The following is a 21,826-nucleotide window of genomic DNA, read 5'->3' as shown; positions in this document are numbered from 1 at the left end:
AGAAACAGCACAAGAGAGATTCATGATTAGTAGTTGAAAGATGGGGCCTTGATGGAATTTATTAACAATTGCACCAATACTAAATTTCCAATGAAAACCAATTAACATCAGTATCATCATTCATTTCATGAGACAAGTAATTGAATACAGCTCTCATAGAATGAATAAAAAGCACTAAAGGAGCCAACGAAAGGGTTAATGCTAACGCAAGGGAATGCCTAAGTACTTCAAGCGGAATTGCAATAGCTAAAGCCAGTGCGTTAATAATAGGAGTATTTTTTCGCTCTTCTGAGCGAGCATCTGAAATTAATTTACGACTAAGTAGGGGAAAAATTAAAAAATCCAGGACTCCTTTTGAGCCTTGTTGTTTTTTAGTACTTAAATACAGTTCTTCCGCAATAAAGACAAAAATTATTTGTGGTTTGATTACAACAGATATAATTTTCTCAAAAAGAGATTTTTTTGGATGCGTAACTGTATTTTCATAATGCTCACCTATAAGACACGCATAAGTAGCATCAATTGTTTCATACCAAAACAAATCTTTTTCCCATTGAATTTTAATGGTCTCATGAGCTAATGCGTCACGCAGCTCCCTCGAAGAAAATGAGAGCATTGAACTGTGCAGGGAATTAATTCCTGAATGCTTTGATAGCGGATTCAGTGCCCTAAAAAAAGTAGTCATAATAACCCGTGTGTGTCGTAAACAACCAATTTAATAACCAACCCATTCATGATGCACTGCTTGAATAAGTGATGATAAAACAAACCGCGTGACAAAAAAAGCAGCGCCTAAAATAAAAACGATTCTTCGCATAGTGCACGTATGTTTGTTTTAACAAATAAGGTTGAGCTACAGAAACAAGGCAAAAGCGAATTAGGCTTCCGTTTACAAAATCAAGCCAGAGCGTTCAAATCGTGCAGAAAGCTCTTTTCCTTCAATTACTTCATTAATAATTTTTAACTCCTTAGAACAAGCGCGCATTTCAGTGCATATCCATGCATTGTCTAAATCTAATTTATTTTTCTGCGTAGTAAGCTGATTTAGTTCATTTTCTAAAGAAAGCCGGTTATCGATAATAGAATAATTCAGAGATTGCAAAACTAAATGACGTTCAGCTGAATTTCCTGGTAAATTATCAAGTATGTGCTGACGATATCTTTCAGTCTGTTCAATTTCATTAGCTTCTTCTTCTATTTTCACTTTTATTTCATTGATTTTTTTTTTCAAGCGCTATAATTTCTTGCTTATTTAAAGTTTCCTTACCACCAATTTCTTCAAAAAAATTGCCATATCTACGCTTGAGAGCATATAGCTCACTAAGCGATTGGTTTTGGCAATAAATTCTAATTTCGTCAGGCGTTCTCATATTGAAAAAAGGCATTTTAGCTCCTATTTTAATAGACATGGATTCCACAATACCTTAATGACCAACATAAGTACAGATCGGATTACTACCTATTTAAAAAACTGCTTCATCAATGCAACTTAATAGATATTCAACAAAGTCTTCTCCACCAAAATCCCGCAATTTCATTAGAAATGCCTCGCATTCCTCGATCGCGCAATCGAATACACTATGAAAGTTAAGTCAGCATCCACAATCGCCAAAATATTAATTACCTATTTGTTTAGAATTTGTTGACATTTCGCCAAATTGAACCAAAATAAACTCATTTTGACCAGCCAACTGCCCCTACTATAAATTGACAACTCAGTGGGTAGATGGTTCACCATTACATTGGAGTCTGACTATGTATATTATTTCTAATGAACGCAAAGTAGATAAAATTATTGAGCATTTACGCAATAAAAAATTACCACCCAATAATACTAAAAAACAGAGCGCTTTAATCATCGGTGAAGGCTCTGTTACCTCCATGCTGCCTGAGTTGAGTACTTTATGTGATCGTATTATCTTGGCTGATATGAATCAGCCTGTAATTGAACATAACCAACTAATGATTGAACTACTTCTTAGAAGTAAGAATAGAGCACAATTCAAAAGTTTATACAAGAAAAATGCAGGAGAGTATACCTACTATATGCTAGAGGAGTACGAGAGAAGTGGCGACTGGGGCCAATTAGGTTTCAAAAAATTGCTTACGCGAGCGCAGGATCTAGGAAATGAGTTCTTTCTATCCTCCGAAGAGCGTTTTTTGCATTGTAAAAATGCTGCCGAACAGTTAAAAATAGAGCCTTTAAATATTAATGCATTCGATTTAGAACAAGTAAAACAGCTAAAACAAAAGTTAATACGCAATAATAGCTCTATTTCAGTTATCAATGTAACTAATCTTTATGAATGGGATGCAAATATAAATGCTCTTAATTGTAAAAAAGGAGCGGAATGGCAGCCAAATAATAATGTCGCTAATATGCTAAATCTTTTATTAGATAGCGCTTCTGAACACATTATTTTATATTCAGCTTATGAAAAAAAAGATGATCAGCTTTTAGTAGCAAAGATCCACACAACGATTAACGATTACTTATATGAAGCGGACCAAGCAGTTCAGGCGCAAATCTTAGCCTCTGATAAATCGTTACAAAAATCATGCGATAGCAGGGTTTCACAATCCCAATCAACACTTTATGGCAAGCGTTCTTTCGCAATTCAGACAGACGCATTGAAAAAAAACAATGAGATTTCTGTGGCCCCCCTCTCAAAAATATGTATTTCAAAAAAATAATAATTTAAAAAAACCAATTTGTATTATTAATACATTTTTAAGGTTAACAATAGACCGACATTTTAGTAAAAAAACTCGCTAAAATTTCTATTATTTTTCAAATTGTTATATCATGACGAACACTTTTTTGGGTTGCTCTACGGCAAACAAACATCATCTTGATGTCTTCATGCGACCTATTAGTTTGTCTAACATCTCATCTGTAATAGCCATAAATCTATCCTTACTATCCCGATAGCGTGATACCGTATTATGGCTACTTACACTCTGATAATGACAAGCCCGAATCTAAAGACTTGAGAACTAACTAAGCACTTTCTCAAAGAGAAGCATACATCCAGTATGTGCACATCGGAGCGCAGAAAATCGACTCGTTTTGGCCAAGATAGTAGAAAGATCAACACCCTCTCGTTATCTTTGCAAAGAGATAGCCCAAGCCGCCAGCAATAAGCAAGGAAAGCAAAGGGTTTCTTTTAACTTTTTTAAATAATTCATCTGCATGAGCATCAATACAGTTATCAAAACCAGAGGATTGCGACATTGTCATCCCTACATTAGATTTTTTTTTCTTTGTATTATCCATATACGCTCTCCTAGGCTAAGTCTTAATATGAAGTTAAAGAGTAGTGGCCTACTAAAAATGTTCACCTCTGCCGCCTTCTTATTATTTTTTAAGTATCTTTGAAAGCACAAAGCCAATGCCCCCAGCAATAAGTAAGGAGGTTAAAGGATACTCTTTTACTTTATTTACGAACTGCTCACTATACTCTTCCATAGAGCCTTCAATACTATGCATCTGCTCTTTACTTTCTTCATAAAAATCAGAGGCTTTTTCTTTAATTTGTTCTGTGGTTGATTCAACTTTCTCTTTAACATCATGATAAACATCAGAAACTTTATCTTTCGTGTTATCTAATGTATTTTTGACGTCTGCTTTGATATTCCAGTTGTCCATAATATAATCTCCTTGTGTGGGGTTTTAATAAAAAGCATTTCTCTTTTACTCAAACCTGCTGTTTCATTCCCCTTACCATTCTGAACAATACTTAATCATTATAGACGATTTTCTGCATACTTTTCCGGATAAAAACTAAAAACATTTAAAGCCTTCGTTTCTAACATTTTGTAGTACAATTTTATAAGTAGGATGATATTTATGGTGAAAATAACAGATTCTGCGGACAATTATTTTGACTTTACTGCAAAAAATTACCGTGATTACACCAAAATAACCTGAAAAACAAAGTGGTCAAATATTTGACATTTTGACAGTATGTTCTATAGTTAAAGTGTAGACCGGCTCTTTTCGAAGAGAAGGTTACTGAGAAGACCACTTAGGTGGTCTTCTTAATTTATATTACTTGAAAAGCTTCTAGGCGTTGATAAAGCCGTGGTGAATGTTCTTCTAAGTTAGTTTCTGCAAAGATTTTATCGATAAGAAGAAAAAACGTTTCAGTAATTTTGGTTTATACAAAATAAAACATAATTTACTACTCAAACTGTAAGAGCTATTTTAGGCGTGATAAGTAAATTGAAAAAAGTATGAGCAAAGGTTCTTACCTGACTTTAAATTTTCCTATTCACGGTCAGATAAAAACCCTCGCCCATGCTACAATAAATGAGTGGTGATAGCTAATAGGGTGTATTACGTTTTACTTATTCCGCTTCACTAAGTAACGCAACATCTTGTGCTTTTAAACCTTTAGGCCCTTTATCAAGCACAAAAGTCACAGGATCATTCTCGTGCAATGTTTTGAAGCCAACACCTTGTATGTCTTTGTAGTGTACAAAAATGTCATCGCCTTGCTGATTAATAATAAATCCAAATCCTTTTTTTTCATTAAACCATTTAACATGGCCTGTCTCTCTTTGCGACATTAGTTATCCCCTTTGTCCTATAAGCTTTTTACTTTTTAACCAGATTATAGATGCTTATTTGTCACGCAACCTATAGTGGTAAAAAGTTAACTCACTAATAAGATAACTGCGTTATAATAAACATTTACTCTGCACGAGTAATTACGTACAGCAAGATTAGCATAACAGTTTTTTATTGATTGTTAAGGCTTTTTTACAACTTTTGACATATTTAAAGTAATTTTTTGATATTGGAAAAACACAATGAATCATACGAAATCATCTTTTATAAAATTAGCGCTTGATTGCCAAGTATTAAAATTTGGTGAGTTTACTTTAAAGTCTGGAAGAATCAGTCCTTACTTTTTTAATGCCGGATTATTCTATCAAGGAAACGCCTTACGCCAATTGGGGCAGTTTTATGCGCAAACCTTATTAGAACATAACGCTTCATTTGAACATTTATTTGGTCCAGCCTATAAAGGCTTACCACTGGCAACAACAACTGCAATTGCTTTATCTGAGTTAGGCAAAGAAACAACCGTAACTTTTAATCGTAAAGAAGTGAAAGATCATGGAGAAGGTGGGCAATTGATTGGAGCTCCTTTGACAGGAAATACCGTAATTGTGGATGATGTAATTACCGCAGGAACGGCCTTTCGCGAGTCCCAGGTTTTAATCAAGGAAAACGGTGGTCATTTAACGGGAGTGATTATTGCCTTAGACCGCTGTGAATGTGGATTAACGAAGGAATCAACTTTATCGGAGATAAAAGCACAAGGCATTAATGTCTATTCCATTATTACTTTATTTGATTTGATTGATTACCTAAGAGCGAGGAATGAACTGGATCAGGTAAAAAAATTGGAAGAATATCAAGCAATTTATGGCTGCTGAATAATTTAATATTTCTTCACAAGAGTAATCCGTATTACAACCTAATATGAACTACAATCCCACCTATTCAAATAAAATAACGTGGGTTATGGATAAGAAATCGCGACAAAGCTAATTCCTTCTCGAACGGCTCAAGTGGAAGTAAAGTCTTACTCGATTTTTTATCCATAACCCATATTAAAATATCTTTTATCCCCTCATTGACAGAATAGAAATTAATCATCACCATTGCATCAATGTTACACTACGTTAATACATTAATATGAAAACACATAATACACTAAACCATTCTGCCCTACTTGATTTAATGCATGCGCTAAGTCTGCTGAACGATAAAAACGAAGCCTTACAATTTTTTACTGATTTGTGCACCCCAGCCGAATTGGAAGCCATGGCCGATCGTTGGCAAGTTGTTCCTTTACTACGACAAGGCATTCCTTATCGCACCATTCATGAACAAACTGGAGTCAGTGTGACAACCATTACTCGTGTTGCACGCTGTTTAAGTTTTGGTACTGGCGGTTATGAATTAATCGCGAATCGAGCGGAGTTACTGTGAAAAATCGTTTACGTTTAGCATTACAAAAAAAAGGCCGTCTATCAGAAGAATCATTAACCCTCTTACAACGATGCGGTTTAAAATTCCGCATTAAGCCCAATACTCTCCTCACCCATGTCGATAACTTTCCCATCGATTTACTCTTTGTTCGTGATGACGATATTCCAACGTTAGTATTTGATGGCCTGTGTGATGGTGGAATCGTTGGCGAAAATGTTTTATTCGAGGCGGCACTTGCCAATCCAGAAAAATCATTTAAAACAACAGCAGCCTTAGGAAGTTGCACCTGTCGTTTGTCTCTGGCAGTGCCTGAATCTTTTGATTATCAAGGACCAGGAAGTCTAGATGGAAAGCGCATTGCCACCAGTTACCCTTACCTGCTAAATCGATATTTACAAGAGCAACAAATATGCGCAGAAAGCCTGATTTTGTCAGGCTCTATAGAAGTAGCGCCACGTATGGGCATGGTGATGCGATTTGTGATCTGGTTTCTAGTGGGCAAACGTTAGAAGACAACAAACTCTATGAAGTCGATACCATACTACAAAGCCAAGCCGTATTGATTCAAAGCGAAAAAAAATGGCACACCTGTATTTCAAGAGTTGTTTGACATGCTCGCCCGCCGTATCCAATCAGTCCAGCAAGCACAAGAACGAAAATACATTGTCTTTCACGCGCCTAAATCAGCACTTGAACGCATTGCCCAAAAATTACCTGGTGCCGAATCCCCCACCATTTTGCCCTTACCCGGAAGTAGCGACAAAGTTGCGGTTCACGTTGTTTCCAGTGAGCGGGTGTTTTGGAACACCTTGGAAACCATTCAAGAATTAGGTGCCAGTTCCATCTTGGTTCTCCCCATAGAAAAAATGTTGGAGTAAGAATGATGTTAGCAATTAAAAATTGGTGGACTTTATCCACTGCGGAAAAAAAACGCTGTTTATCTCGACCAGTACCTGCTTCATCAGCCCAAAACAGTGTATTGGAAATAATTAAACAAGTACAAACTTTAGGCGATAAAGCTCTATTTGCATTAACAAAAAAATTTGATGGGGCTACTTTAGAAACCTTGCAAGTGCCAAAAGAAAAAATTCGTAAAGCCCAAATTAGCCAACAAGCACTAACGGCAATTAACGAAGCCATCACCACCATTACCAAATACCACCAATCTCTGTTACCGGAAAATAAAACCATAAACACGGCTCCAGGTGTGGCCATTCAAACTGTTTACCGCCCCATTCAACGGGTTGGTTTGTATGTTCCTGGCGGCAATAAAACGCCGTTGATTTCCTCTCTGTTAATGCAGGCTATTCCCGCCTTAGTTGCCGGCTGCCCAATCAAGGTATTTTGCACGCCTCCGAATGCACAAGGCGCTATCAATGAACATTTATTAGTCGCAGCACGTTTATGCGGCATCGATACTATTTATGCGGTAGGTGGTGCTCAAGCTATTGCAGCTATGGCCTACGGCACAGAAAGCATCATCAAAGTCGACAAAATATTTGGCCCAGGCAACAGCTATGTTACTGAAGCCAAGACATTGGTTGCTCGCGATCCTTATGGCGCAGCAATTGACATGCCAGCAGGTCCTTCCGAGGTTATGGTATGTGCAGACAGCCAGGCTAATCCGGCATTCATCGCGGCCGATTTGCTGGCACAAGCAGAACACGGAATTGACTCACAGGTTATTTTAATTTGTGACGGTCAGGATTTAGCAGAGCAAGTCAATCAAGAATTGGCAACTCAATTAAAGAATTTACCCCGCGCGAGCATCATCAATAAATCCCTAACAAATAGCTTCATTATTTTATGTGCTGAACCAGCAGAGCAACAAAATATAATTAATGATTATGCTCCAGAACATTTAATCATTAACCGTAAAGATGCAGAAACATGGGTTAATAAAATTAATGCTGCAGGCACAATTTTTCTCGGTTCCTGGGCAGCTGAAACTTTAGGCGATTACGTCACCGGCTCAAATCATGTTCTACCAACACATGGTTTTGCCCGCAACCACAACGGCCTGGGTACGCTCGATTTTTTAACGCGTTTTAGTGTGCAGTCAATTAACCAAGAAGGCATTAAAACTTTAGGACCAGCAGCAATTACTTTAGCACAGCTCGAAGGATTGCAGGCCCATGCTTATGCCGTAGCAATTAGACTGAATTCTCTGGAGATTTAAATGTCCGTACTTGATTTAATACGCACCGAATTATTAGAAAGCTCTTCCTATAATCCTGGCGACGACACGATGCCACACCGGCTACACGCCAATGAATTACCTTGGTCAGCTATCACGGCAGACTCCATTGGTCTAAATTTTTATCCGGAAACCCAATTAAAGATGCAGCTGCAAGAACAATTAGCCCAACGTTATCAAATTAACAGCGATCAGATTGTATTAACCCGAGGTTCTGATGATGGCATTGATTTATTAGTGCGTTTGTTTTTAAAAGCCAGGCAAGATGCATTCATGCAATTTCCACCTACTTTTTCCATGTATGCATTTTATGTACGCCTGCAACAAGCACAAATGATTCACTGCCCCTTAGATCCATTAACTAATTTTAGCTTAAGCCTAAAGCAGGTTAACGAAAGCTGGCAGGAACAATGTAAAATAATCATGTTGTGCAATCCGAACAACCCTACCGCTAATTTAATTGATTTGTCATTTATTGCTGAACTCTGTACACACTATAAAAATCGCTCAGTAATTGTCGTCGATGAAGCTTACATGGAATTTGCCAATGCACAAAGTGCCACCAGTTTGATTCCTCAATTTGATAACCTTATTGTCTTGCGTACCTTATCTAAAGCCTATGGTTTGGCAGGATTACGTCTAGGTGCCATTATTGCGCAGCCGCAAGTAATACAAGCCGTCAACAAAATTATGGCCCCCTACCCTTTATCCAGTGTGGTTATTCATTTAGCGCTGCAAGCACTGACCAATAATGATTGGTTTGCCCTGGCTCTAGAAAAAATTAAAAGCGCACGTACAAAGCTTATCGAAGCGCTCAGGACCTATCCGTTCATTGAAAAAATTTATCCATCTGAAGCCAATTTCATCCTGGTAAAAACCAGCTATGCCAATGAACTAGCAGACTGGTTTACACAACAAGGCATCAGCATTCGTACTTTTTCAGACAAGTCACCATTACATCATCACCTACGCATTACCGTGGGTGATGAACAGCAAAATCTATTGTTGCTGGCCGCTTTATCTTCTTTTCAAAATAACGTTTCAGGGTTTTAAAATGCAAAAAATCTTATTTATTGACCGTGATGGCACCTTAATCGAAGAACCATTTGATTTCCAAGTTGATTCTTTAGATAAAATAAAATTAACTCCAGGCGTTATCCCCGCCTTGTTGCAATTACAAAATGCAGGCTTTCGCTTCATTATGGTAAGCAATCAAAACGGAATCGGTACCACCTCTTTTCCTGAAGAGGACTTTAGTATTTGTCATGAATTTACACTAGATCTTTTTTCATCCCAAGGCATATTCTTTGATGAAATTTTTATTTGCCCACACATGCCCGAAGACAATTGTGCATGCCGCAAACCTAAAACCGGATTGCTGGAACAATTTATGCAAGAAACCAGCATTAATAAGACATCGTCCTGGGTCATTGGCGATCGCGATACAGATAGGGAATTAGCCGACAATTTAGGTATTAATTTTTTACCTGTTTCTAAAGAACATAAGTGGAAGCAAATTAGCGAATCGATTCTCCAGCAAAAACGTTCGGCGACCGTTAAAAGAAAAACAAAGGAAACCAACATTCTTTTAACCGTAGTTTTAGATGCGGATCAAACGGGCATCATTAATACTCCATTGCCGTTTTTCAACCACATGCTGGAGCAAGTAGCCAAACATGGCGGGTTTAATTTGGACGTATACGCCACCGGGGATGTAGAAGTCGATGATCACCATTTAATTGAAGATACCGCTATTGCTTTAGGTGAGGCATTAAAAGAAGCACTGGGCGATAAATGGGGTATTAATCGCTATGGATTTACCCTGCCTATGGATGAAGCGTTAGCATCCATGGCCATCGACATCAGTGGCCGTGGATTTTGTGAATTCCAAGGGCAATTTACTCGTGAATTTGTTGGAGGCATGGCCACGGAAATGGTTCCTCATTTCTTTCAATCCTTAGCCTGTGCACTGGGCGCAACCCTGCACATTCAGGTTAGCGGAAAAAATCACCACCACATGATTGAAGCCTGTTTTAAATCATTAGGTAGAGCATTGCGCCAAGCCTGTATGAAAACCAATAATGCCCTGCCATCAACTAAGGGAATATTATGATTGCGGTTATTGACGTCAGTGGTAACAATCTGACTTCCTTGGGAAATGCTTTAAATCGCTTAGGATTTACTTATGTCTTAACCCACGATGCCCAAGAAATTAGTCAGGCCAGCCATGTCATTCTCCCAGGAGTTGGTACGGCTACTTATGGTATGCAGGCATTACAACAATATGACTTGGTTACGGTGCTTAAATCGTTAACCCAGCCGTTATTGGGGATTTGCCTTGGGATGCAATTACTGCTCGATGCCAGTGAAGAAGGTGATATTGCATGTTTAGGGTTAATTCCAGGAATAGCAAAACGTTTACCGTCTACAGAGCATTTTCCAGTCCCGCACATGGGCTGGAATCAATTGCAATGGTGCAAAAAATCGCCATTACAACGAGGATTAAACAAGCACGATTATGTTTATTTCGTGCATAGTTATGCCCTAACCACTACTGAACATGCCCTGGCACGTTGTGACTACAATCAATCCTTTACGGCAATTATTCACAAAGATAATGTGTGGGGAATGCAATTTCATCCAGAAAAATCAGCTGCAGTAGGTATGACGTTGCTAAAAAATTTTTGTAACACCGCGGGGGCTCTATGATTTTAATTCCAGCAATCGATATACAAGCCGGGCGATGCGTGCGCTTGAAGCAAGGTCAATTTGAGCAAATCACGATATTTGATACACCACCAGTAGAACGAGCAGCCTACTTTGCAAAAATAGGTGCCCAACGTTTGCACGTTGTTGATCTAGACGGGGCCCAAATAGGCAGCATGCAACAATTACCTTTAATTTGTTCCATGCAAAATACGGGCATTAACGTTCAAGCTGGTGGTGGTATTCGTTCCTTGGAACAAGCAAAGCTCTGTTTTTCCGCAGGCATAGCGAATCTGGTTCTGGGCAGCATTGCCATTAGTAATCGTGAGTTAGCGACACAAATTATTCAAGAAATTAGTCCAAAGAATATAATTTTGGCATTAGATATCCGACTTATTAATGGCATTCCTATACCTGCCACACATGGTTGGCAAACAATGTCTAACCGTAATTTATGGGATGTGGTTTCCTATTATCAACAGCTTGGCATCCAACAAATCCTCTGCACTGATATTGCCTGTGATGGCATGATGCAAGGACCCAATTTTAGTTTATATCAAGAAGCAGTAAAACGTTTCCCAATGATTGATTGGCAGGCATCGGGTGGAATTCGCAATCAGGAGGATATTGAGGCTTTAGATAAGCTAGGTGTTGCCGCCGCAATCTTAGGCTTATCCTTGTATCAAGGTACACTTCATTTGGCGGAGTATAAACCATGTTAAGCAAACGAATTATTCCTTGTCTTGATGTACGTGATAACCAAGTCGTCAAAGGAGTAAAATTTCGCAATCATCGTGTCATTGGCGACATAATTACACTGGCAGCGAACTACTCCGCATCAGGAGCCGATGAGTTAGTCTTTTATGACATTACAGCAAGCGCGGATCAGCGTGTCGTTTGTCCTGACTGGGTCAATCAGGTGGCAGCAACAATTAACATTCCGTTCACTGTAGCCGGTGGCATTCGCTCCAACAATCAGGCAAAATCAATATTGAATGCTGGAGCAGATAAGGTATCGATTAACAGCCCAGCCTTAGAAAATCCTGATCTGATTAACGAATTAAGTCAGCAGTTTGGTAGCCAATGCATCGTCATCGGCATTGATAGCCAATGGCTTGTTGATGATTACTATGTGTACCAATATACTGGTGATGAACGCAAGACGCTTAATTCCAAACGCAAAACACGTGAATGGATAAAAGAAGTTCAAGATAGAGGTGCCGGAGAAATCGTACTTAATTGCATGCAGTCTGACGGCGTACGCACCGGTTATGACATCCAGCAATTACAAAAAATGCGCCCATTATGCCAGGTACCACTCATCGCATCAGGAGGTGCTGGAGCAGTGAATGATTTTACGGAAGTATTTATAAAATCACAGGTAAGCGGCGCTTTAGCTGCCAGCATATTTCACGACAAAATATTGACAATCAATGAAATTAAGTCTGCTCTTAAGCAACAAAATATTGAGGTAAGAATATGAATCATTTAGAAATTAGTGCCTTAGATTGGCAAAAAATGAATGGCTTATTACCCGCCATTATCCAAAATGCAGAAAATGGTAATGTACTGATGCTAGGCTACATGAACCAAGAAGCCTTAATTGCTACCGTAACCACAGGACAACTGACACTCTATAGCCGCAGTCGTAAACGTTTATGGCGTAAAGGTGAGACATCTGGCAACACCATGGCCGTGCACCATATAAGTGCCGACTGTGATCATGACAGTCTATTAATTATGGTGTTTCCTAAAGGCCCGGCCTGTCATTTAGGTTATGCGAGCTGTTATCAGCCCCCCTGTCATAGCGCCATTAGTTTTATGAGTGATTTAATTGAAATTATTAATGAACGCGCAGAAACACAGGCTGAAAATAGCTACACAGCACAATTATTAGCTTCAGGTATCAACCGTTGCGCCCAAAAGGTAGGCGAAGAAGCTGTTGAAACCGTTATTGCTGCGGTGAATAGTACGCCTGAAGAATTTATTAATGAATGTGCTGATTTAGTATTCCACCTGCTGGTTCTTTTAAAAGCTTCTGAGTTGAGTTTTTATGATGTACTGCAGTGTTTGCAAGATAGAGACCGGACTGTTCATACATAAAACTAAATAGATAAAAACATTACTCTTAAACAAGCGTATTAAGCCAGATTTTTAAGCCGATTACAGTGATGCTACAAAATTTGCAATGGCTTAACCGCTAGAACAAATAAAGGTGATTCCCACCACAGGAAAATTAAAACATTACCAGTATAACTTTCGTGGGAATTACCGCTTAAATTCTATTAGAGATTCCTTGTAGCAGAATACGGAATTTCCAGGCTAGACTTCCTATTTTCTAACTCTTGTTTACTTGGATATAAACCAACGTTGCTACCTAATTTATCAACAACCCTGAAAGTTATATCATCCCAAGATGGCTCTACCCCCTTAGGATATAAAGCGTCTTGAACAATTTTCCCCAGAGACAGGTTATAATCCGGATCTAAATTAACATCCACGATCGCGGTATAACTAATACCATTATCGGATGTTTTTATTTCCTTATTTGAGTCAAAAAAATAAAATTTATTCTCTTTGAAATAACAAGCCGTACTATGAGTCAGACCATCAATCATGATTAATTTTCCATCATTCTGTGGATTGACAAAATTAATAAAAAAATCGCCGAAATGATCAGGTCCAGGGTAATAGGAAAGATAGTATTCATTTTGTAAGTATTTTTGTTGTCCCCAAATAGCAACTACATCTTCTTGTTTTTGATAGGGCATATCTTTGCTTTGATCTAGTACAGGATTAAACCTGTATTTTTTTTCACGTGCTTCATCAAGGTCTTTTCCTATTAATAAAAAAGATCTGACTAACTGTATAGTATATTCAAAGTGCTGTTGTAGCGCAGGTTCCATATTTTTAGAAAAATCGTGACAATTCATGATTTTCTCAATCATGTTAAAATATATTTCCGGTTGACCACTTAGTATAGATTGTGCCCAGAGTCCTGATAATCCTAAACACATTCCGCCATGAATATCGTTAATAATATTGACTACATCCTCAAGTTTATATTCTTCGGGATTTTTTATAGTCTGACTAATCAAGTAGCGTTGACATTGTTCAATTATCGAAAATTGCTCGAATCGGATGGAAGATTCTATGGGAGAAAAATTTCTTTTAATAACGGATTTAAAACGTTCCTCTGCTTGTAAGGGGATGCTATCGACAGGTTTTAATCCTTGTTTATTTTCCATGTAAGGACATATGCTTGACCAGTGTAACAGATTTTTTGTTTCTTCCACCAAGGTTCTTACTGTATCGATAGAACCAGTACTGATAGCCAAATGAAGAAGATTATTTCCCTCTTCGTCAGTCATAATTGGCAACCAAATGGCATCTCGCCCTAGTTGATCGTTTAGAGTTTTAGATAGGTTTTTAATTTCATTTATTTCACCATCTTCAATATGATTTTTAAACTCACCAAAAAATTTTTGAAGATTCATTAAATTCATTATTGTGGCTTCTTTAACAAGATCAATATTATTTCTAATTATAGTAGAGTTTAATATTCATTTTATTTTAGAACAGTTAAAATTAGGAATGGACTAGAATCATCAGTTTTCCGCTCAAAGATCCACCGAACACATTGACAAGTTCTGCAGCATGCTGCAACTGCACCGAAAATACATGATGTTTTACAGCCTATACACAAGGTTATCCACAGAAATTGTGGATAAATAATTTTTAAGATTAAATATAAAAAATAGGCTAAGAGCCTTATAAAATAAGGATTTTCCTAATAACAAGAGTATAAGTGTATTTTAGTTATGCGAATTACTTAGAAAAATTATCCACAGAAGGATTTTAGACTAACGAGAAGAAATGCCTGGGTATAGTAACAAATAAAAAAATAAAAAACAGTCTTGACTTGGATATTTTTTATAAAAAAATGTAAATCATACAAAATATCCCCCCGTTCACGAGGAGATACTTTTTGCACAAGTCAAATCACTGCCAATAAAACTGCGCTCAGATAATTCTCTGTAGAATAAGTTAAAGATAATTAAGAGCAAATGTAGGTTAATACTTAACTCGCGAAACCCAACGATGGAGCGAAGCGAGCTTAATTTTTAGATTGGTTATTAAAATTTCCATATTGGAATTAAGCTGTTAAGCTGTGTTGCAAAAAATTAATCTCGCTAGACCATTTTCCGAGGAACAATAGATGAGTGGAAAAAAAATATACTTTGCTGATAAGCCGATAAACCAAATAGTTGCTGAAATCAGAGCTCTAAAAGGGACCGAGATCACCCAGCTTGATTTAAGCATGAATGCATTTCACAAAAGATCCGTTGATGAGCTGACTGCCGTTTTAGGTGCGTTGATAGAGACAGGGATTATCTCCCTTGATTTAAGCCTGAATGAGTTTTACCAAAGATCCGTTGATGAATTGACTGCCGTTTTAGATACTTTGAAAAAGACAAGAATTAACTCTCTTGATTTAAGCCTGAATGATCTTTACAAATTTGGTGCAGCGCTAGCATCCCTGTTAAGCTTCCTCAAAGAAACAGAAGTCACCCATCTTAACCTAAGTAGGAATTGCCTTGGGGGGAAATTAGATGTGGGGCAGACAAGCCCACTCAGCGCTCTCAAAGAGACAGGGATCACTCATCTTAATTTAAGTAGGAATATCCTTGGATCCAGCTCAAATAGGATACTCGCTTCCCTGTTTGGCTCCCTAAAAGGGACAAGTGTTACTCATCTTGATTTATGCATGAATAATCTTGGGCAAAAATCAGCTGCGCAGCTGGCTACTCTGTTTAGCAGCCTAAAAGAAACAGAAGTTACCCACCTTGATTTAGGCAGGAATAACCTTGGGGATAAATCAGCAAAGGAGCTCAAGATCATCTTTGATGCAATTCCAGTTAATATTGTATCAGTTGGCCTCTACTATTCTGAACTAAAAACAATGGGACAATCTCAACGTCAAGCGATTCAAAACCGTTTTGACCATGCCGATAATATTATTCTATATGATGAGAAACACATAAATCTTGAACCCTCTTTGCGAAGGAATGATGCTCGTGCCTACCGAACCTTCGGCTTTAAAATTTCTGCCCCCTCCTTATTAAACAGATGTGCTTTCTTTATAGCCCAAAAAAGGATCTTTCCACGAGAAACGTGTCAAGCGAAACTACCGTCCGAACTCAATCATTATATTAACTCGTTTAGAAGTACACTTGCTTAGTTTAGTCATAGCAGCCTCGGTGCGGCAAACCCAGGCTATCGAATGTATCATAAATTTCTTATCCGAAACTTACATTAGTTTAAGATACACAAACTTATAGTCGGCTCCCAGGTGAAATAGCAAAAATCCAGTACCAAACACTTTGCTAAATTCTGAAGCATTAGCAACCACACTGAAAATACAAAGTGTTTTACAGCCTATACACAAGGTTATCCACAGAAATTGTGGATAAATAATTTTTAATATTGGATATGAAAAATAGGCTAAAAGCCTTATAGAATAAGGATTTCCCCAATAATAAGAGTATAAGTGTATTTTAGTTATGCGAATTACTTAGAAGAATTATCCACAGAAGGATTTTAGACTAGCTAGAGGAAATACTGGGGGTATGATAACAAATAAAAAAATAAAAAACAGTCTTGACTTGGATATTTTTTGCAAAAAAATTTAACGACACCAATATCTCCCCGCTCACGGGGAGATATTTTTTTACCCGAATCAAACTACGGCTAATAAAACCGCTGTTAGATAATTCCCTTCAGGAAATGAAGCCAAGGTTGGGTGGCAACTTGCAGGGCCATAAACACCCAAAATACGTGCCTGTTTACCTACCACCCCAGCCTGTGAACTGACTAAAGAACAAAATTCTTGCGCTGAAAGTGCCGAAGAACAATTGCAGGTCATTAATAAAGAACCTGACTTCATATGCTTGAAGACTTCGCGATGCAAAAAGCGATAATAATTTTTAGCACGATGTACGTGTTGCTGCGAGGGCACTAATTTGGGTGGATCAAGAGTCACAACATCATAATTACCGGCTTGAGCCAAATAATCACGCGCATCCGCTTCAATAAACTCAATATTAGTCAAATTATTTAATTCAGCATTCTTCCGACCTTGGGCAATCGCTTGTGCCGAACTGTCCACGGCCGTAACGCTTGTTGCCCCAGCTTTTGCTGCATGCAATGCAAACCCGCCCGTGTAACTATAAAGGTCTAATACTCTCTTACCCTTAGCTAATTGCGCTATGCGTTGGTGATTTTCTCTTTGGTCAATAAATAAACCGGTTTTTTGCGCACTGCCAAATTCAACCTGGTAGATCACTCCTGCCTCAAGAACCTGGGCACTTTGCTGTGTTTCTTGTGGGCTTACTTGTTTCCAGCCATCTTGTCCGAGTGGCTTGCTTTGGGACATCCAAATAATTTGATCACCAGGAACTAATTCTTGCAACGCCTTAGTAATCACTTCTTTATTTAATTCCACCCAATAAGCAGAACTGGCAACAACACAGACTTGATTAAAACGATCGATCGTCAATCCAGAAAGACCATCTGCCTCGCTATTGAAAAACCGATAAGCAGTCGTCTGTTCATTAGGTAAATTTAAACAATCACGCACCTGCTTTGCTTGTTTCAGGCGATGAGTAATCAATGCATAAAAACTACTCATATCAATATGCTCATTGCTCAGTGCTAATACTCTTACCCTATATAATGAATGTTCATTATATACACCAACACCAACTAAGACTTCATCGGCATTATAAATATCAACCAGATTTCCAGTACTTAATTTTCCAGAAGTACGGCCGATAGCTTTGGGGAAAATCCACGGATGGCCTCGTAATACAGTATTTTGTTTTGCTGCGAGCAAAATAACTTTTGCGTTCATTTTCTATTTCCCAAAGAACAAAAATGGGCTAATCTACACAAAGAACCATAGACCTGCAATAGATATACTTCGAAAACAAGTACTCCCAGGCCAATTTAAAACAACCCCCTCAATCAGAATAAAAATAGGGACTGTAACAATGTCACAATATGTAAAAAACGTCTTTCTTTTTCTTTGTATCAGTATATTTACCGGAATTACTTATGCAGATCCTTGGTTTACTGGCCCCATACTTGCTCCCGCAGGACATAACGTCGCCCGAGGCCATACGAACTTCGAACTTTATGGCCTTGATGTATTTACTACGGGTCAGTACGATAATAATAGTAAGATTCATCGAATTCCTCAATTTAAAAGTTTGGTTTTTAACCCCCTATTAACCCATGGTTTTACCGATTGGCTAGACATCCAATTGTCTGTCCCTTATGCATTTAACAATACCCAAGGGGTAAGTTACCACCGAATCACCGATACCGCTGTTGGTGCAGGGATTCAACTATTGGAACAAAAAAAATCAAAATGGCGTCCTGACGTACGTTTTTTTGTCCAAGAAACATTCCCTACCGGTGAATACGAACAATTAAATCCTGCATTTTTAGGTACTGATGCGACAGGCTTAGGGAGTTATCGCACACTCGTCTCTTTAAACTTTCAGTACCTAAGAGAAATTTATGACCAGCATTTTTTGCGTACCCGCTTAATAGTGTCGCGTTTAATTTCCTCCACCGTTAATGTCCATGGCCTTAACAGTTTTGGTGGCTCAATAAATACCAATGGGATTATTAACCCTGGTGCTGAAGATAACGTGGATCTAGCTTTTGAATACACCCTGACCCAAAATTGGGTAGCGGTAATGGAAGGATATTATTCTGAGGGACAAGCAACGCGTTTTAATGGTATTTTAGATATTATCAATGATAACTCGGTGAATGTGGGTTCTAAACAGTATTATGAATACGGACTTGCGCCGGCGCTTGAATACAACTTTACTTCAAATTTAGGACTTATCGGCGGTGTTTGGTTCCCCGTAAAAGGAAAAAATACATCGCGTTTTATAACCTATGTTTTAGCGATTAATGCTTACTGGTAATATGCTGATTAATTAATTTTTGAGTATGAACTTAAGGTGCACAATTTCTATGGAAAAGACAGATAAACTCTCCTATGGACTAACTATAGGTGCTTTAGGTGTTGTATTCGGGGATATTGGTACTAGCCCTTTATATGCTTTAAAAGTAACACTGGATAATTTAAGTGTCACACCCTCTAATATTTTGGGTGTTTTATCACTCATATTTTGGTGTTTGATTATAATTATTTCTTTTAAATACTTAATCATGATTTTTCGTGCTGATAACGAGGGCGAAGGAGGTATTCTTGCCCTCCTCGCTCTGATGAAGCATAAAAATGCAAAGCATATCCCGCTATTTTATATATTTGCTATATTCGGAGCTGGTCTCTTATTAGGGGATGGGATGCTTACTCCTGCAATCTCTGTGCTCAGTGCCGTAGAAGGCATGGGTACACTCTCAAGCTCATTTACCCCCTATATTTTACCAACCTCCGCTACCATTCTAATCTTTATCTTTATGCTGCAATCAAGAGGCACCGCCAGTATTGGCTATCTTTTTGGCCCATTAACATTTATTTGGTTTTGCACCATTGCCATTCTTGGCTTAATTCAAATAATTGCAGCCCCTATAGTTCTTAAAGCAATTAATCCTTATTATGCTTTTACCTTACTGCACGATACTGGCTTTAAAGGCTTTTTGTTATTAGGTGGTATTTTTCTGGTTGTTACCGGTGGCGAAGCGCTTTATGCAGATATAGGCCATTTTGGCAAAAATCCTATTCGCTTTAGCTGGTTTGCCTTGGTTCTTCCCTGTTTAATATTAAGCTATTTTGGCCAAGGGGCAAATTTACTTTTACATCCAGAAGCAATTAGCAATCCCTTCTATATGATTGCACCGAGCTGGTTTTATGTACCGCTAATTATTCTGGCAACGATTGCCACCATCATTGCCTCGCAGGCAGTAATTTCAGCAACTTTTTCGTTAACGAAACAAGCTGTTTTATTAGGCTTATGCCCACGTATTCCCATCATTCAGACATCAAAGGAGTATTCTGGCCAAATTTATGTACCACAAATTAATTTTATCTTATTTGCTGGAACCATAGCCCTCACCTTTACCTTCAAAACGTCAGATAACATGGCGCATGCTTATGGAATCGCCGTAAATGCCTACATGCTCATGGTAGACTTTATGGTTGCTTATACCGCTATTTCTATTTGGAAATGGTCAAAAATAGCATCGGGCCTTATATTTGGCTTGTTTCTCAGCATAGACTTAGCCTTTCTTAGTTCAAATGCGCATAAATTTTTAACTGGCGGCTGGGTACCTGTTACTCTTGCCTTGTTTTTAGCAACAATTATGTACACCTGGAAATATGGGCTGGAATATCTACGTTGTAATTATTATATGAACAAAGAAGATATTTCTAAAATTATTAAACAATTACAATACAAAAGCTTGAATCAACTGCATGACTTAACTGCCGTGTTTATCACTGATGTTTATGATAAAAGCGGTGGTAGCTTCCTGCATTTTTTAAAACTTAGCCGCTCCGTTCCAGAACATGTGCTCATCGTTAATTATGTGGTTGGTAATATTCCTTATGTACATTACAGCCAACGTTATGAGGTAACTTGCTTGGATGATAAGGTATATAACCTCACCTTACATTATGGATTTATGGAAACAATTTCCATCCCACGCGCACTGGAACGAGCCTCAGACAAAAATATTTTACCCTTTAAACTAAATATTGATCGAGCAACCTATATGGTTGAAATCCCCAATATCATGGCATCAAAAAACAAAAGGTCCTTGACCTTTTTCTGGCAAGAACGATTATTTGCATTTCTTATTCGCAATTATTCAGCAAATTTAAATATTGAATTCTATAATTTGCCGTATAATAGGACGATTGCAATAGGCACTTATTATATTATGTAACATCAGGAGTCCTTTATGTGGTTTAACAATGCACTTATTTACCAATACGAATTAGACGAAGCCAGTGATTTAATGGCTGATTTAGCGGAGAATATTCTTAAGCCATGCCCACCGCATGCACGTTTCATTTATGGCTGGACTCCTGTTTTCGCTGATGAATTGGTACAAGAGATTGCTGGCAGCTCTCTGATTTGTATGGGTAAAGAAGAACGTTTACTGCCTCGGGGAGTAATTAATAAAATGCTGGCTGAACGCGTTCAAGCGCTGGAAACACAGCACGGCCGAAACATTAAGCGTACTGAAAAAGCGCAAATGGCAGAAGATATTGAATTTGAATTACTGCCAAAGTCATTCTGCATACAAAAACGCCTATTAGCCATTCTAGATAGCGCCAGTAAACGCATCATTGTTAATGCTTCTAGCAATACTCAGGCATCACAATTGACCTCACTATTACGTAAATCAGTTTCTGGAATTACGATTGAACCACTGACTCATACTGAAAATCTCGCCTTACGCTTTGCTGACTGGATACAGTCTCCAGCCGCTCTGCCCGCTAATTTTCAATTGGCATCTGATTGCGTGCTCTTTTCTTTAGATGATGAAAAAAAACGCGTCCATTGCAAAGGCTATGAGTTACCAGCTGAAGAAATTTTAACCTTACTATCTCAAGGCATGGCAACAGCAGAAATTTCCTTAATCTGGAAAGAGCGAATTCAATTTACGTTAACTCACGACTTTACATTTAAAAAACTGAAAAGTCTTGATTACCTGGTTGATGACTTTAATGATATCAAGCAACTTGATGAAGAATTACAACAGCGAGATGCGGCCTTGGCATTGCTGTCTGGAGAGTTGCGTGAATTAACGAATGATCTTTTAGCTGTCTTAGGAGCTAAAGCACCGGTATTGGAAGAAGCAGTAGCGGAATAAAAAAAAATCGCCCGCTTACACAAATCCCATAGGTTATTGGGTCATCTGCCCCA

General features: G+C 38.2%; 23 protein-coding genes and 1 pseudogene. 16 read left to right on the top strand and 8 right to left on the bottom strand.

What is annotated here, in order from left to right; translation table 11 throughout:
- Positions 1-79 precede the first annotated feature (79 nt).
- The 3 genes from LDG_RS02600 to LDG_RS19235 form a co-directional block, all read right to left on the bottom strand.
- Positions 80-541 (bottom strand): hypothetical protein, encoded by a 462-nt coding sequence (locus tag LDG_RS02600; protein ID WP_006869566.1) that lies wholly within the window; start codon positions 539-541, stop codon positions 80-82.
- A 348-nt stretch (positions 542-889) separates the two neighbouring features.
- Positions 890-1,204 carry a hypothetical protein gene (locus LDG_RS02595; protein WP_006869565.1) on the bottom strand — a complete coding sequence of 105 codons (315 nt, stop codon included), beginning with the start codon at positions 1,202-1,204 and terminating at the stop codon, positions 890-892.
- A gap of 7 nt (positions 1,205-1,211) precedes the next feature.
- Entirely contained in the window at positions 1,212-1,409 is a 198-nt protein-coding gene (locus LDG_RS19235) for a hypothetical protein (protein WP_148263486.1), read from the bottom strand.
- Between the two features lie 346 nt (positions 1,410-1,755).
- On the opposite strand from LDG_RS19235, the gene LDG_RS02590 reads away from it, so the two are divergent.
- Positions 1,756-2,694, top strand: a complete 939-nt coding sequence (locus LDG_RS02590) for an LIC_10091 family protein (protein ID WP_006869563.1) — start codon at positions 1,756-1,758, stop codon at positions 2,692-2,694.
- Between the two features lie 397 nt (positions 2,695-3,091).
- Here LDG_RS02590 and LDG_RS02585 read toward each other — a convergent pair whose 3' ends face one another.
- From LDG_RS02585 to LDG_RS02575, 3 genes are all read right to left on the bottom strand, one after another.
- Complete coding sequence (locus LDG_RS02585) at positions 3,092-3,277, bottom strand: hypothetical protein (protein WP_006869561.1); 186 nt, start codon at positions 3,275-3,277, stop codon at positions 3,092-3,094.
- Between the two features lie 81 nt (positions 3,278-3,358).
- Positions 3,359-3,649, bottom strand: coding sequence for a DUF883 family protein (locus LDG_RS02580; RefSeq protein ID WP_006869560.1), 291 nt, complete (start codon positions 3,647-3,649; stop codon positions 3,359-3,361).
- Between the two features lie 701 nt (positions 3,650-4,350).
- The gene (locus LDG_RS02575; RefSeq protein WP_006869559.1) at positions 4,351-4,572 is read right to left on the bottom strand and encodes a cold-shock protein; all 222 of its coding nucleotides are present in this window, start codon (positions 4,570-4,572) and stop codon (positions 4,351-4,353) included.
- 243 nt (positions 4,573-4,815) lie between these two features.
- Between LDG_RS02575 and pyrE the strand changes: the two genes are divergently transcribed.
- The 11 genes and pseudogenes from pyrE to hisIE all read left to right on the top strand — a co-directional run bounded on the left by pyrE (position 4,816) and on the right by hisIE (position 13,013).
- Positions 4,816-5,448 (top strand): orotate phosphoribosyltransferase, encoded by a 633-nt coding sequence (pyrE, locus tag LDG_RS02570; protein ID WP_006869558.1) that lies wholly within the window; start codon positions 4,816-4,818, stop codon positions 5,446-5,448.
- A gap of 262 nt (positions 5,449-5,710) precedes the next feature.
- Positions 5,711-6,007, top strand: coding sequence for a YerC/YecD family TrpR-related protein (locus tag LDG_RS02565; RefSeq protein ID WP_040534232.1), 297 nt, complete (start codon positions 5,711-5,713; stop codon positions 6,005-6,007).
- Positions 6,004-6,617: pseudogene (gene hisG / locus LDG_RS20020) on the top strand (ATP phosphoribosyltransferase). The gene LDG_RS02565 and the pseudogene hisG (LDG_RS20020) overlap by 4 nt, the downstream one beginning before the upstream one ends.
- On the top strand, positions 6,610-6,885 hold the full coding sequence (hisG, locus tag LDG_RS20010) for an ATP phosphoribosyltransferase (RefSeq protein ID WP_267878835.1): 276 nt from the start codon (positions 6,610-6,612) through the stop codon (positions 6,883-6,885). Before hisG (LDG_RS20020) ends, hisG (LDG_RS20010) begins: the two are co-directional and overlap by 8 nt.
- A 5-nt stretch (positions 6,886-6,890) precedes the next feature.
- Positions 6,891-8,186 carry a histidinol dehydrogenase gene (gene hisD / locus LDG_RS02555; RefSeq protein WP_006869553.1) on the top strand — a complete coding sequence of 432 codons (1,296 nt, stop codon included), beginning with the start codon at positions 6,891-6,893 and terminating at the stop codon, positions 8,184-8,186.
- Entirely contained in the window at positions 8,187-9,257 is a 1,071-nt protein-coding gene (gene hisC / locus LDG_RS02550; RefSeq protein WP_006869552.1) for a histidinol-phosphate transaminase, read from the top strand.
- Position 9,258: 1 nt separating this feature from the next.
- On the top strand, positions 9,259-10,317 hold the full coding sequence (gene hisB / locus LDG_RS02545) for a bifunctional histidinol-phosphatase/imidazoleglycerol-phosphate dehydratase HisB (RefSeq protein ID WP_006869551.1): 1,059 nt from the start codon (positions 9,259-9,261) through the stop codon (positions 10,315-10,317).
- Positions 10,314-10,913 carry an imidazole glycerol phosphate synthase subunit HisH gene (hisH, locus tag LDG_RS02540; protein ID WP_006869550.1) on the top strand — a complete coding sequence of 200 codons (600 nt, stop codon included), beginning with the start codon at positions 10,314-10,316 and terminating at the stop codon, positions 10,911-10,913. The genes hisB and hisH overlap by 4 nt, the downstream gene beginning before the upstream one ends.
- Positions 10,910-11,632, top strand: coding sequence for a 1-(5-phosphoribosyl)-5-[(5-phosphoribosylamino)methylideneamino]imidazole-4-carboxamide isomerase (locus LDG_RS02535; protein ID WP_040534230.1), 723 nt, complete (start codon positions 10,910-10,912; stop codon positions 11,630-11,632). Before hisH ends, LDG_RS02535 begins: the two co-directional genes overlap by 4 nt.
- Positions 11,626-12,393, top strand: coding sequence for an imidazole glycerol phosphate synthase subunit HisF (gene hisF, locus LDG_RS02530; RefSeq protein ID WP_006869548.1), 768 nt, complete (start codon positions 11,626-11,628; stop codon positions 12,391-12,393). Before LDG_RS02535 ends, hisF begins: the two co-directional genes overlap by 7 nt.
- A complete protein-coding gene (gene hisIE / locus LDG_RS02525) occupies positions 12,390-13,013 on the top strand; it encodes a bifunctional phosphoribosyl-AMP cyclohydrolase/phosphoribosyl-ATP diphosphatase HisIE (RefSeq protein WP_006869547.1) in 624 nt (207 codons plus the stop codon). The genes hisF and hisIE overlap by 4 nt, the downstream gene beginning before the upstream one ends.
- A 182-nt stretch (positions 13,014-13,195) precedes the next feature.
- Here the strand turns inward: hisIE and LDG_RS02520 are convergent, their stop codons facing one another.
- A complete protein-coding gene (locus LDG_RS02520) occupies positions 13,196-14,416 on the bottom strand; it encodes a hypothetical protein (RefSeq protein WP_040534228.1) in 1,221 nt (406 codons plus the stop codon).
- A gap of 713 nt (positions 14,417-15,129) precedes the next feature.
- Between LDG_RS02520 and LDG_RS18320 the strand changes: the two genes are divergently transcribed.
- Entirely contained in the window at positions 15,130-16,152 is a 1,023-nt protein-coding gene (locus LDG_RS18320) for a leucine-rich repeat domain-containing protein (protein ID WP_006869544.1), read from the top strand.
- Between the two features lie 498 nt (positions 16,153-16,650).
- Here LDG_RS18320 and LDG_RS02510 read toward each other — a convergent pair whose 3' ends face one another.
- Positions 16,651-17,823: a class I SAM-dependent rRNA methyltransferase gene (locus tag LDG_RS02510; RefSeq protein ID WP_006869542.1), complete on the bottom strand. Its 1,173-nt coding sequence runs from the start codon at positions 17,821-17,823 to the stop codon at positions 16,651-16,653.
- A gap of 139 nt (positions 17,824-17,962) precedes the next feature.
- On the opposite strand from LDG_RS02510, the gene LDG_RS02505 reads away from it, so the two are divergent.
- The 3 genes from LDG_RS02505 to LDG_RS02495 are packed head-to-tail and all read left to right on the top strand — an operon-like array spanning position 17,963 to position 21,773.
- On the top strand, positions 17,963-18,913 hold the full coding sequence (locus LDG_RS02505) for a hypothetical protein (protein ID WP_006869541.1): 951 nt from the start codon (positions 17,963-17,965) through the stop codon (positions 18,911-18,913).
- Positions 18,914-18,962: 49 nt separating this feature from the next.
- Positions 18,963-20,840, top strand: coding sequence for a potassium transporter Kup (locus tag LDG_RS02500; protein WP_006869540.1), 1,878 nt, complete (start codon positions 18,963-18,965; stop codon positions 20,838-20,840).
- A 15-nt stretch (positions 20,841-20,855) separates the two neighbouring features.
- A complete protein-coding gene (locus tag LDG_RS02495) occupies positions 20,856-21,773 on the top strand; it encodes a recombination-associated protein RdgC (RefSeq protein WP_006869539.1) in 918 nt (305 codons plus the stop codon).
- Positions 21,774-21,826: the final 53 nt, after the last annotated feature.

It is taken from the genome of Legionella drancourtii LLAP12, from assembly GCF_000162755.2.
Lineage (GTDB): Bacteria > Pseudomonadota > Gammaproteobacteria > Legionellales > Legionellaceae > Legionella > Legionella drancourtii.
The sequence above is the reverse complement of the archived record's forward strand: the minus strand, read 5'-3'. Positions and strand labels throughout refer to the sequence as shown.